The following is an 11,728-nucleotide window of genomic DNA, read 5'->3' on the forward strand; positions in this document are numbered from 1 at the left end:
CCGCGACGGCGGCCCCGGGGCGAGCGGAGGACCACCCGGTGGGCGTGCGGCGCAGGTCGTGGAGCGGTGTCACGGGGTCGCGACCCGGTGAGCCGGTCGAGATCTCGGCGTTCGTCCGGGCGCTGCCGGACGTCGTCGCCGCGGAACGGCTCGCAGCGGTCCTGCTCGCCGGCTCCCCGGAGCGCCTGCGCCACCTGCGGACCGCGGCGGCCGTCGCGCTGACCGCCTCCGAGACGGTGGCCCCGGACCGGCTCGAGGTCCTGCTCAGTGCGACCGTGCTGCACGACATCGGTTACGCCGACGTGGTCCGCAGCACCGGCTTCCACCCCCTGGACGGTGCGGAGTGGCTGCGTGCCCACGGTGCACCGGCGGACGTCGCCGGGGTGGTCGCCCACCATTCCGAGGCCGTCCTGCTGCCCGGCGCCGACGCCTACCTGACCCGGCTGGGCCGGCTGCCCCGCCCCGAGCCGACGCTCGCCGACGTCGTCACGTACGCAGACCAGACGACGACCCCCGACGGCCGCCGGACGGCGCTGCTCGACCGGCTGCGCGAGCGGCGCCTGCGACGGCCCGCCACCGGTCCGGCCGCCTGCGAGACGCAGCGCCGCCGCGCGGAACGGCTCGTCCACGCCGTCACCCGGGTCACCGCCCGGCTCGACCGGATCGGCGCCGCCGACGTCTCGCTGCACGCCGTCGACCCGTACCTGGCGCCGAGCCGGCCGCTGCCGGACGACGAGGTCGTGGCGCAGGTCCTCGAGGCGGTCCCCCTGCTCGGTGCCGCCGACGGGCTGGACCGTGCCGAACGCGTCCGGGCCGCCGTCCATGCCGCGCGGTTGCTGCTCGCAGCCGACTGCGACCCGGCGTGGGACGACCTGATCGCGACGGCCTGCCGGCTGCTCGGCCGGGACGCGCCGTCCGTCCCCGGGTCTCTCGCCGAGCCGCCCCGGGTTACGCTCCGCCGGTGAGCCTTCGACTCGGATACCAGATCCCCAACTTCTCCTACGGGACGGGCGTCGACGCCCTCTTCCCGACGGTCGTCGCGCAGGCCCGAGAGGCCGAGGCGGCAGGTTTCGACACCGTCCTCGTGATGGACCACTTCTACCAGCTGCCCGGGATCGGGACGCCGGACCAGCCGATGCTCGAGTGCTACACGGCGCTCGGCGCGCTCGCGGGTGCGACGTCGACGATCCAGCTGTCGTCGCTCGTCACGGGCAACACGTACCGCAACCCCGCGGTCCTCGCGAAGACCGTGACGACGCTCGACGTCGTCTCGGGCGGTCGCGCCGTCCTCGGGATCGGGGCCGGCTGGTTCGAGCGCGAGCACCTCGACTACGGCATCGAGTTCGGCACCTTCACCGACCGCTTCGTGCGTCTCGAGGAGGCGCTGAACATCATCACGCCGATGCTGCGCGGGGAGAACCCGACGTACGACGGCCAGTGGTACCACGTGCAGAACGCGATGAACGAGCCGCGGCTGCGCCCGACGATCCCCGTCATGCTCGGCGGATCGGGCGAGCAGAAGACGTTCCGGCTGGCCGCGCTCTTCGCGGACCACATGAACATCATCTGCGACAAGCAGGACATCCCCCGCAAGCTCGCGGCTCTCGCGCAGCGGTGCGAGGAGGCGGGCCGTGACCCGGGCACGATCGAGACGAGCTACCTCGCGTTCGTCTTCATCACCGAGAACGCGGCGCAGGCCGAGGGCTTCCTCGCCCAGGTGCCGCCGGAGCGGCGCGCGCGGATCTTCGCCGGGACCGCGGACCAGGTCGCCGACCAGCTGAAGACCGATGTCATCGACGCCGGGATCGGCGGCCTCACGGTGAACATGGTCGTCAACGGTCACGTGCCCGGTGTGGTCACCCTCGCCGGTGAGACGCTTCGTCCGCTCGTGGGCTGAGCAGGGCCTGGTGCTCGCCGAGGGCGGGCACCGGGTCCATCCGGGGGACGAGCCCCGTGAGGCCGATCGCCGGCAGCACGGCGTCCACCGGCCCTCCGGGGGTCCGGACGACGCGCCACCGGTCGCGCTGGGCGAGCTGCGGGTGGGTGCGCAGGTCCTCGACGCCGCGCACGCGTGAGTGCGCGATCCGCCCTGCCTGCAGGCGCCCCTCGAGCCCGGGACCGTCGAGCGTGCGCAGGACCGCGTCGATCGTGACGTGCAGGGCGTCCCGGTGCGCGACCCGGGCGGCCACGCCGGCGAACCGGGGGTCGGTCGCGACGGAGCCGGGTGCCGCCGGGTCGTCCGCGAGGACGTGGGTGCAGAAGTCCGCCCACTCGCGTTCGTTCTGGACCGACAGCATGAACGCCGTCCCGTCGCCGGCGGCGAAGATCCCGTACGGCGCGATCGCCGCGTGGCTGGTCCCGGCCCGCGGCGGCGGCGTGCCGCTGTAGAGCGCGTAGTACATCGGGTGGCCCATCCACTCCACGAGGGCGTCGAACAGGCTCACGGCGACGTGCGTGCCGACGCCGGTCCGCTCGCGGTGCAGCAGGGCGGCGAGGATGCCGGAGAACGCCGCCGTCCCACCGGCGATGTCGGCGACCGGGATGCCGGCCTTTGCGGGCTCGGCGGGCGTCCCCGTCACGGAGATCGTCCCGGCCTCGGCCTGGATGAGCGCGTCGTACGCCTTCGCCTGCTCGAGGTCGCCGCCCGTGCCGTACCCGCTCACGGAGCACGTGACGAGCCGGGGCCGGGTCTCCCGGAGGGCCTCGCCGAGCCCGAGCCGGGCGGCCGCGCCCGGGGCGAGGTTCTCCACGAAGACGTCGGCCGTGTCGACGAGCCCGAGCAGGCGGGCCCGGTCGGCGTCGTCCTTGAGGTCGAGGACGACGGACTCCTTGCTCCGGTTCAGCCAGACGAAGTGGCTCGACTGGCCGTGGACCGTGGCGTCGTAGTCGCGCGCGAAGTCCCCGCGCCCGGGGCGTTCCACCTTGATGACCCGTGCTCCGAGGTCGGCGAGCTGGCGGGTCGCGAACGGCGCCGCGACGGCCTGCTCGCACGCGACGACGGTGATCCCGGCGAGCGGCTGCATGCCGCCAGTCAACCTCACGTCCTCCCGGGCCCGAGAGGTGCCGAGGGCCGGACGTAACTTGAAGAAGTGTTCAAGTGCTAATGTCTGCGATCGTGCCCGTCCCGCTGTACCAGGCCAAGGCCGAGTTCTTCCGGACCCTCGGCCACCCCGCCCGCATCCGGGTGCTCGAGCTCCTCAGCGAGCGCGACCACGCCGTCCACGAGCTGCTCGACGCGATCGAGATCGAGCAGAGCAACCTGTCCCAGCAGCTCGCCGTGCTGCGCAGGGCCGGTCTCGTCGTCCAGCGCCGCGAGGCCGGGTCGGTCGTGTACGCGATCAGCGTCACCGAGGTCCGGGACCTGCTGCTGGCCGCGCGGGCGATCCTCGCGGCGGTCCTCGCGGGCCAGGAGCAGCTGCGCAGCGAGCTCGGCGGGGGTGCCCCGTGAGCCTGCGCGGCTGGCTCGCCCTCGCGCGCCGCACCGGCCGGATCGCGGAGCCCGCGGCCCCGCGGCCGGCCGGCCCTGCCGGTGAGGCGCGGGCGGACACCGGGATCCTCGCCGGGTCCGTGCAGGTCCGGCACGTCGACGCGGGGTCCTGCAACGGGTGCGAGATCGAGGTCGCGGCGGCTTTCGGGCCGGTCCACGACGGGGAGCGCTACGGCGCCCGGCTCGTCGCCTCGCCCCGGCACGCGGACGTCGTCCTCGTCACCGGGGTCGTCACCCGCAACATGGCCGAGCCGTTGCGCCGCACGGTCGACGCGACGCCGCGGCCGCGTCTCGTCGTCGCGATGGGCGACTGCGCGCGCGACTGCGGCGCCTTCGCCGGCGGGTACGGCGTCGTCGGTGCGGTGAAGGACGTCGTCGACGTCGACCTCGAGATCCCCGGGTGCCCGCCGCGCCCGGAGGCGGTCGTCGAGGCCCTGCGCACGGTCACGCGGCGATGAGCCTGCGCCTCGGGCTGCTCGCGGTCCTGTCGCTGGCCCTCGTCGCGGCCTGCGCCGGTGGTGCGCTGGGAACCGCTGCCCGGCAACGGGTCTCGCCGTTGCTCGGTGCGCTCGTCGGGGCGGCCGCGGTGTGGACCGGAGCGCTCGCCTGGTCGGGTGGCACCGGGGGTCTCGTCGTGGGCACCGTCCTGCCCGGCGTCGGTGCGCGCTACGCACCGGACCGGCTCGGCGGTGCGTTCCTCGTGCTCGTCGGCGCGGTCACGGTGCTCGCCTCGGTCTGGGCACTCGACGGTGCCCGCGGCACCGCCGCCTCCCGGACGGCCTGGGTCGCCTACCCGCTCTTCGTCCTCGGGCTGCTCGGCGTGATGGCCGCGGCGGACGTCGTCGCGTTCCTCCTCGCCTGGGAGGTCATGGCCGTCGCCTCCGCCGTCCTCGTCCTCGCCGACCACGCCCACCGCCCCGAGGTCGTCGGTGCCGGCCTCTGGTACGCCGGGATGACCCAACTGTCGTTCCTGCTCGTCCTCGGCGGGTTCGCCGTCCTCGCGTCGGCCGCGGGCGGCACCGCGTGGGCGGACCTCGCCCGGCTCGCCCCGGACGCCGGGGCCACCGGGCTCGGGGTCGGCCTGCTGCTGCTCGGGTTCGTCACCAAGGCGGGCGCGGTGCCGGTGCACGTCTGGCTGCCCCGCGCGCACCCCGAGGCGCCGAGCCACGTGAGTGCGCTCATGAGCGCGGCGATGGTCAAGGCGGGCGTCTACGGGGTGCTGCTCGTCGTCGTCCGGCTGTTCCCCGCCGGTCCGTCGTGGTGGGGGCTCGTGCTGCTCGTCGTCGGGTCGGTGTCCGCCGTCTTCGGGATCCTCCAGGCGGGTGTCGCCGCCGACCTCAAGCGGCTGCTCGCGTACTCGACGACCGAGAACGTCGGCCTCATCCTCGTCGCCGTCGGCGCCGCGCAGGTGACGACGGCCCGCGGGGACGTCGCGACCGGCCACGTGCTGCTCGTCGCCGCGCTGCTGCTCACGTCCGGGCACGCCGCGGCGAAGTCCGTCCTCTTCCTCACCGCGGGATCGGTGCTGCACGCCACGGGTCTGCGGGACCTCGACCGGCTCGGCGGCCTCGGCCGCACGATGCCCTGGACGTGCGGTGCGTTCGGCGTCGCCGCCCTCGGCGCCGCGGGTCTGCCCGTGACCGCCGGGTTCGTCGCGGAGTGGACGCTGCTCCAGGCGCTCGTCCACGCCGGCGGCCCCGCCGACCCCCGGCTCGGACTCGTCTCCGCGCTCGCGGTCACGGTCGTCGCGCTCACCGCCGGGCTGGCGCTCATGACCTTCACCAAGGCGTTCGGGATCGCGTTCCTCGGCCGGCCGCGCAGCGACGGGGCGGCGGCCGCGCACGAGGTCGGTCGCGCCGAGCGGGTCGCCGCCGCACTCGGCGCCCTCGCCGTCCTCGGTCTCGGGCTCGTCCCCGGGCCGATGGCCACGGCGGCCGTCCGGGCGCTCGGCGTGGACGGCGTCACCGCCGCGGGCACGACGCTCGCCGCAGGCGTCCGGCTGGGTGGCGTCGCCGCCGCCCCCGGTGCCGTGGGCGGTGCCGCGGCCGGTGCTGACGGGCTCGTCCCGGTCCTCGACCCGCTCGCTCTGAGCCTGGCGACCCTGGCCGCGCTCGTCGTCGTCGCCGGCGTCGTGGCCCGGCTGCGCCGCCGCGCCGCGCGCCGGGCGGTCGAGCTGGGCTGGGGGTGCGGCGGTGCCCGGGTCAGCCCTCGGATGCAGTACACGGCGACCTCCTACGCCGAACCGCTCGTGCGCATCTTCGACGCGCCGCTGGGGGTGAGCCGCTCGGTCGCGACGACGACCGCGGACGCGCCCTATGTCGTCCGTGCGATGTCGTTCCGGCAGCGGGTCCGGGACGTGTTCGAGGAGCACGGGTACCGCCCGCTGCTGCGTGCCGCGGCCCGGGTCGGCGACGCCGGCCGCGCGCTGCACAACGGCAGCGTGCACCGCTACCTCGCCTGGTCGTTCGCGACGTTCGTCGTCGTCCTCGGGCTGGCGGCCCGGTGAGCGGCGAGGTGCGCGTGGTGGTCGCCGTCGTGCTCCAGACGGTCGTCGTCGTCGTGGCCGCGCCGTTCCTCGTCGGGGTGCTGCGCCAGGTGCGCGCCCGCTGGGAGGGCCGGGTCGGCCAAGGGCTGCTCCAGCCCTGGCGCGACCTCGTCAAGCTCGCGCGCAAGGAGCCGTTGCAGGCGAACGGCTCCACGGTCGTCGCCTGGGTGGCGCCCGTCGTCGTCCTCGGTTCCGGGCTGCTGCTCGCCGCCCTCGTGCCGACGGTCACCACCGCGGGGCCGGCCCGGCTGCCCGCGGACCTGTTCGTCGTCGTGTCCGTGCTCCTCGTCGGGACCGTCGCCCTCGGCCTGCTCGGCCTCGACGCGGGCTCCGCCTTCGGCGGCATGGGGTCGAGCCGGCACCTGACGATCGCCGCCCTCGTCGAGCCGACGGTGCTGCTGGCCGTGTACGCGCTGTCCGTGCCGGTCGGCTCGACGGCGCTCGGGCCGATCGTCGAGGGCCGGCTCGCCGACCCGGGCCGCGTCGTCGCCCCCGCCGGGGTGCTCGCCGTCGTCGCGCTCGCGATCGCCGTCGTCGCGGAGACCGCGCGGATCCCCGTCGACAACCCCTCGACGCACCTCGAGCTGACCATGGTCCACGAGGCGATGGTGCTCGAGTCGTCGGGCCGCGACCTCGCCGCCGTCGAGCTCGGCTCCTGGCTGCGGCTGTCCGTGCTCCTCGCGCTCGTCGCGAACCTCGTCGTCCCGTGGGGCGTCGCGACGGCGGGCGACGGCCCGGGTCTGCCGGCCCTCGCCGTCGGCGTCGTCGCGGTCGTCGTCAAGACCGCGGTGTCCGGCGTCCTGCTCGCCACCGCAGAGGTGTTCATGGCCAAGCTCAGGCTGTTCCGGGTGCCGGAGCTGCTCACCGGGTCGTTCGTGCTCGCCTTCCTCGCCGTGACGGGTTCCTATGTCATCGGGTGACGCGAGCCAGGCGGTGGCGGTCCTCGCCGGCCTGGAGCTGCTCACGGCCGTGCTCCTCGCCTGGCGCGGTCCGGCGAGCTCGCCGCGCGGGCCGCTCGCGGTGCAGGGGTTCGCGCTCGCCGGGCTCGTCGCCGTCATCGGGGTCGCGGAGGGCGAACCCGTGCTGTGGCTCGTGGCGCTGCTCGTCGCCGTGCTCAAGGGGGTCGTGCTGCCGACGCTCGTCGTCCGGCGTCCGGGGCGGACGGCCCGGCCCGATCCTGCCCGAGCGGCCGTCGCCCGGCCCGTCGTCCGTCCCGCCGTCGTCCGTGGCCGCAGCCGGGTGCCGCTCCTGCTCGGCGCGGCCGGGCTCGTCGTCGTCGCGTACCTCGCCGCCCGGCCGGTGGCCCGGGTCGTCACCGGGGCGACCGGGCAGGCCCTCCCCGTCGGGTTCGCGCTCGTCCTCGTCGGCTTCGCGCTCCTCGCGACAGGCCGGCGCTCGCAGTCGCAGCTCGTCGGGTTCCTCGTGCTGGACAACGGGATCGCGACGACGGCCTTCCTCGCGACGGGCGGCGTCCCGCTCGTCGTCGAGCTCGGCGTCTCCCTCGACGTCCTCCTCGTCGTCCTCGTCCTCCAGGTCCTCGGGTCGAGGATCGACACGGCGTTCGGTGCGGGCGCCCCGGGCGGCACGGACCTCGACCAGCTGAGGGAGCTGCACGACTGATGGCCGCCGTCCTCGCCTCTCCGCTCACTGCCCCGCTCGGTGTCGCGCTCGTCTGGGTCGCGCTCCTCGGGCCCGCGCTGTGCGCGCTCGCCGTGCTCCTGCTGCGCCGCCGGGCGGTCGTGCTGGTCGCGGACGTCGTCGCGTCGTCCGTCGTGCTGCTCTGCGGGGTCGCGCTCCTGGCCGGGGTCGCGGACGGCGGCGCCGCGGTGGTCACCGCCGGCGGCCTGCTCCGCGTCGACCCGCTCGCCGGGTACCTGCTCGTCGTCGTCGGGGCGGTCGCCCTCACGGCGACGTGGGGCGGGCTCAGCCCCGCGCGGGCCCGCTCGCGCCGCGGCGGCCGGTACACCGCGCTCGTCTGCCTGTTCCTCGCGGCGATGGTCCTCGCGGTCGTCGCCGACGACCTCGGCGTCACGTGGGTCGCCGTCGAGGGCACGACCATCACGACGGCCTTCCTCGTCGGCTTCGCCGGTGGCCGGCGGGCCGTCGAGGCGGCCTGGAAGTACGTCGTCCTCGCCTCGGTCGGCGTCGGCATCGCGTTCCTGGGCCTCGTGCTCCTCTACGCGGCGACCCGGGCCGCCGGCGACCCCACGCTGTCGTGGGTCCGGCTCGTCACCGACCGCCCGGCGGTCGACCCGACGGTCGCACGGATGGGGCTGCTGCTCGCGGCGCTCGGCTTCGCCACGAAGGCCGGCCTCGCCCCGATGCACGCCTGGCTCCCCGACGCGCACAGCCAGGCACCCGCGCCGGTCTCCGGGCTCATGTCCGGCGTCCTCCTCGCGGTCGCGTTCGGCGCCGTGCTCCGGATCCAGCGGCTCGACGCGGTGCTCCTCGACGGCACCGCCGTCCGGACACTGCTGCTCGTCGGCGGGCTGCTCTCGCTGCTCGTCGCGGCGGTGCTCGTCGTCACCCAGCGGGACGTCAAACGGATGCTCGCCTACTCGAGCATCGAGCACATGGGGCTCGTCGCGGTCGCCGCGGCGGTCGGTGGCCGGCTCGCCCTCGCGGCGATGCTCGTCCACCTGCTCGTGCACGGCCTGGCCAAGGCGAGCACGTTCGTCATGGCAGGCCGGGTGCTCGCCGTCGAGCGGACGACGACGATCGCCGACGTCCACGGCCTGGTGCGCAGCGCCCCCCGGGTCGGCATCCCGTTCCTCGCCGGTGCCGTCACGCTCCTGGGCCTGCCGCCGTCCGGGCTGTTCCTCACCGAGGCGGCGCTCGTCGTCGCGGGTCTGCGCGCCGGGTACGGCTGGGCGATGGCGATCGTCCTCGTGCTGCTCCTCGTCGTGTTCGTCGGCATGGGGCGTGCCGTCATGGCCATGACCCTCGGGGCGCGCCCGGAGCCCGCCGGCCCGCCCGAAGCCGTTGCTGCGGCGACGGAGGCGTTGACGGCACCGCTGGTGCCCGTCGTGCTCGCACTGACCGCCGCGTGCCTGCTGGTCATGGCGACCCCGCTGGCCGGCACGCTGGACTCCGTCGTCGCCGTCCTCGGAGGTGCCCCGTGAGCGCGACACCCACCGGACCTCTTCTCCCGCAGCCGGTCATGACCCGCCCGACGACGCGGGCGACGCTCCGGGCCGACGTCGCGGCCCTGCTCGCGGACGGGCACCGGATGCTCATGGTGGTCGCGGAGAACGCGCCGGGAGCCGTCCGGCTGGGGTACGTGCTCGCCCGCCCCGCCGGCGGTCCGGACCACGGTGCGCAGGAGAGCCGGGTCGAGCTGACGCTCGAGGTGTCGACGGACGACGCCTGGGTACCGACGATCGCCGACCAGTCGTACCCGGGGGGCCGGTTCGAGCGCGAGATCCGCGACCTGTTCGGGGTCGAACCGCGCGACCACCCGCTGCCGCGACGGCTCGTGCGGCACGCGCACTGGCCGAGGGCGTGGCACCCGCTCCTCGGGGAGCGCTCGGCGCAGACGGACGTCGTCCCGGACTTCGGTGAGGACCTCAGCGCGTTCCCGTTCCTCGAGGTCGGCGGCGACGGGGTCTACGAGATCCCGGTCGGGCCGGTGCACGCCGGGCTCATCGAGCCGGGGCACTTCCGGTTCTCGGTCGTCGGGGAGACGATCGTCCGGATGAAGGCGCGCCTGTGGTACCTCCACCGGGGGGTCGAGAGGCTCTTCGAGGGCCGGACGCCGGACGACGGGGTCGTTCTCGCCGAACGGATCAGCGGTGACACGGCCGTCGGTCACACCCTGGCGTACGCGCTCGCGTGCGAGGAAGCGCTCGGGCTCGTCGTGCCGCCGCGGGACAGGCTCGTGCGCGCCCTGCTCCTCGAGCTCGAGCGCATGCACAACCATGCCGCGGACCTCGGGATGATCCTCAACGACGTCGCCTTCGGACTGGCCAACGTGCACCTCCAGCGGGTCCGGGAGAACCTGTTGCGGCTCAACGACTCCGTGACCGGCCACCGGCTGCTGCGCGGCGGCGTCCGGGTCGGCGGGGCGGACGTCGTCGCGCTGCCCGACGCGGGACTCGTGCGGGCTGCGGCGGCGGACGTCGCCGACGTGGTCCGGCTCGCCCTCGAGCACCCCATGGTGCTCGACCGCCTCGTCGGCACCGCGGTGCTCGGGCGTGAGGACGCGGTGCGGATGGGAGTGCTCGGCTACGTCGCCCGCGCCAGCGGCGTCGACGTCGACGCCCGGCGGGACCACCCGTTCGTCGACCCGGCCGTGCTGCCCGGCGGTGCGCCCGACGCGGTCGTCGACGCCGAGGGGGACGTGCTCGCGCGGTTCACGGTGCGGGCCCGGGAGGTCGAGGCGTCCGCGCGGTTCGTCGTCGCGGCCACCGAGGTGCTCGCGGGCGGCGGCCCCGGGGCGTCGGCCGGTCCGAGACCCGCTGCACCGCAACGCGTCACGCGGGGTCTGGGGGTGGTCGAGGCCTGGCGGGGACTGCTCTGCCACCGTGTGACGGTGGGCGCCGACGGTCGCCTGGTGCGGGTGAAGGTCGTCGACCCGTCGTTCATGAACTGGCCGGCGCTGCCGGTCGCGCTCGCGGACACGATCGTCCCGGACTTCCCGTTGGCCAACAAGAGCTTCAACCAGTCGTACGCGGGCAACGACCTCTGATCCGCCGGCCCGGCCGGGCTACCGGTGCCGGACCCAGATGTTCGGCTCGACGTAGGTGCCGGTGCCGGCGTCCAGGTCGACGTGCAGCGGCGCGAGCCCGTCGGGGATGACGTGGTCGCCGGATCCTGCCAGCTCGAGGCCGGTCCAGGCCTCCCACTGCGCGACGGTGCCCACCATCGTCTGGGCCGCCGGGGCGAGCGCGACGACGCGACCGCCGAGGCGGTGGTGCAGGCGCAGCCAGGGGTCGAACGGCAGCCCGTCGGAGCGGACCCACGTCACGTACTGCTCGATCGGGATCAACGGGTAGCGGTGCTTCAGCGTCGGCCGCAGCGGGGCGACGACCCGGCCCAGGCCGTTCGCCGCCCCGAGCCCGACGAGTGCCTCGACGAGCGCGGACGCGCCCCCGGTTCCCTTGTGCCCCGGGTGCACCACGACGCCGCACAGCGCGAACGTGTCCGCAGCCGTGCCGGCCTCGTGCCCCTCGACGGCCCGGCGCAGCAGTCCGCCGAACGTCTGCGGCAGCGTGGACGGCTCGCCGTCCCACGTCAGCGGCACTCCCCAGCCGGTCGCGACGGGGACGCCCGGGTCGCCGTCGAGCAGCATGATGTCGAGGTGCGGGAAGTACTCCCGGGCGCGGCCGATGACCGGCTTCACGCTCGGGTCCGCGGTGATGAACGCGGGGAAGCCCTCGGCGAAGAGTGCGTCCAGCTCGGCCTCGTCGCGCTCACGCGCGCCCGTCGGCTCGATGTGCATCGGTCGCTCCTTCGCTCGGGGGCGCGGTGGGGTGCAGCGTATCGCCGATCGTGAGTGACGCTGACTCACGCAAAGTTGTTGCGCTGGAACGTGTCTCGCGAGGGTCAGACTGTCGGACCCTGTCCCTAGTGTTCTTGTTGTGAGCAGGGACGAGCAGACGTGGGGCGAGGTGCCCGGCAGTGAGCCGGACGCCGCGGTGCCTGCTGCTCACGTGGTCTCGGACGGGTCGATGCCGGTGCACGACCTGCAGGCCGGG

General features: G+C 75.1%; 11 protein-coding genes. 9 read left to right on the forward strand and 2 right to left on the reverse strand.

Annotated elements, in window-relative coordinates; genetic code table 11:
* Positions 1–38: 38 nt before the first annotated feature.
* Together ECOMGDLI_RS17015 and ECOMGDLI_RS17020 are read left to right on the forward strand one after the other, a co-directional pair.
* A complete protein-coding gene (locus tag ECOMGDLI_RS17015) occupies positions 39–965 on the forward strand; it encodes an HD domain-containing protein (protein WP_088318047.1) in 927 nt (308 codons plus the stop codon).
* Positions 962–1,897, forward strand: coding sequence for an LLM class F420-dependent oxidoreductase (locus ECOMGDLI_RS17020; protein WP_088318048.1), 936 nt, complete (start codon positions 962–964; stop codon positions 1,895–1,897). The genes ECOMGDLI_RS17015 and ECOMGDLI_RS17020 overlap by 4 nt, the downstream gene beginning before the upstream one ends.
* Here the strand turns inward: ECOMGDLI_RS17020 and ECOMGDLI_RS17025 are convergent.
* Positions 1,857–3,023, reverse strand: a complete 1,167-nt coding sequence (locus ECOMGDLI_RS17025) for a CaiB/BaiF CoA-transferase family protein (protein ID WP_088318049.1) — start codon at positions 3,021–3,023, stop codon at positions 1,857–1,859. The genes ECOMGDLI_RS17020 and ECOMGDLI_RS17025 overlap by 41 nt on opposite strands.
* 92 nt (positions 3,024–3,115) lie before the next feature.
* Between ECOMGDLI_RS17025 and ECOMGDLI_RS17030 the strand changes: the two genes are divergently transcribed.
* From ECOMGDLI_RS17030 to ECOMGDLI_RS17060, 7 genes are read left to right on the forward strand one after another with little or no spacing between them, the layout of a single operon-like run.
* Positions 3,116–3,448, forward strand: a complete 333-nt coding sequence (locus ECOMGDLI_RS17030) for a metalloregulator ArsR/SmtB family transcription factor (RefSeq protein ID WP_088318064.1) — start codon at positions 3,116–3,118, stop codon at positions 3,446–3,448.
* 2 nt (positions 3,449–3,450) lie between these two features.
* A complete protein-coding gene (locus ECOMGDLI_RS17035; protein WP_088318065.1) occupies positions 3,451–3,945 on the forward strand; it encodes an NADH-quinone oxidoreductase subunit NuoB in 495 nt (164 codons plus the stop codon).
* The gene (locus tag ECOMGDLI_RS17040) at positions 3,942–5,993 is read left to right on the forward strand and encodes a proton-conducting transporter membrane subunit (protein ID WP_088318050.1); all 2,052 of its coding nucleotides are present in this window, start codon (positions 3,942–3,944) and stop codon (positions 5,991–5,993) included. The genes ECOMGDLI_RS17035 and ECOMGDLI_RS17040 overlap by 4 nt, the downstream gene beginning before the upstream one ends.
* A 14-nt stretch (positions 5,994–6,007) precedes the next feature.
* Positions 6,008–6,952, forward strand: a complete 945-nt coding sequence (locus ECOMGDLI_RS17045; protein WP_088318066.1) for a respiratory chain complex I subunit 1 family protein — start codon at positions 6,008–6,010, stop codon at positions 6,950–6,952.
* Between the two features lie 13 nt (positions 6,953–6,965).
* Entirely contained in the window at positions 6,966–7,652 is a 687-nt protein-coding gene (locus tag ECOMGDLI_RS17050) for a hypothetical protein (protein WP_088318051.1), read from the forward strand.
* The gene (locus ECOMGDLI_RS17055) at positions 7,652–9,154 is read left to right on the forward strand and encodes a proton-conducting transporter membrane subunit (RefSeq protein ID WP_088318052.1); all 1,503 of its coding nucleotides are present in this window, start codon (positions 7,652–7,654) and stop codon (positions 9,152–9,154) included. Before ECOMGDLI_RS17050 ends, ECOMGDLI_RS17055 begins: the two co-directional genes overlap by 1 nt.
* Complete coding sequence (locus ECOMGDLI_RS17060; protein WP_198954939.1) at positions 9,151–10,719, forward strand: nickel-dependent hydrogenase large subunit; 1,569 nt, start codon at positions 9,151–9,153, stop codon at positions 10,717–10,719. The genes ECOMGDLI_RS17055 and ECOMGDLI_RS17060 overlap by 4 nt, the downstream gene beginning before the upstream one ends.
* A gap of 18 nt (positions 10,720–10,737) precedes the next feature.
* Here ECOMGDLI_RS17060 and ECOMGDLI_RS17065 read toward each other — a convergent pair whose 3' ends face one another.
* Positions 10,738–11,472: a hypothetical protein gene (locus ECOMGDLI_RS17065; RefSeq protein ID WP_088318054.1), complete on the reverse strand. Its 735-nt coding sequence runs from the start codon at positions 11,470–11,472 to the stop codon at positions 10,738–10,740.
* Positions 11,473–11,728 lie beyond the last annotated feature (256 nt).

Origin of the sequence: Kineosporia sp. R_H_3, from assembly GCF_002198675.1 — a bacterium.
Taxonomy (GTDB): domain Bacteria; phylum Actinomycetota; class Actinomycetes; order Actinomycetales; family Kineosporiaceae; genus R-H-3.

What these genes read in the sequence shown, in the direction of transcription:
- ECOMGDLI_RS17025 (WP_088318049.1), bottom strand. Translation starts at nt 3,023, where the DNA reads ATGCAGCCGCTCGCCGGGATCACCGTCGTCGCGTGCGAGCAGGCCGTC.
- ECOMGDLI_RS17040 (WP_088318050.1), top strand. Translation starts at nt 3,942, where the DNA reads ATGAGCCTGCGCCTCGGGCTGCTCGCGGTCCTGTCGCTGGCCCTCGTC.
- ECOMGDLI_RS17055 (WP_088318052.1), top strand. Translation starts at nt 7,652, where the DNA reads ATGGCCGCCGTCCTCGCCTCTCCGCTCACTGCCCCGCTCGGTGTCGCG.
- ECOMGDLI_RS17065 (WP_088318054.1), bottom strand. Translation starts at nt 11,472, where the DNA reads ATGCACATCGAGCCGACGGGCGCGCGTGAGCGCGACGAGGCCGAGCTG.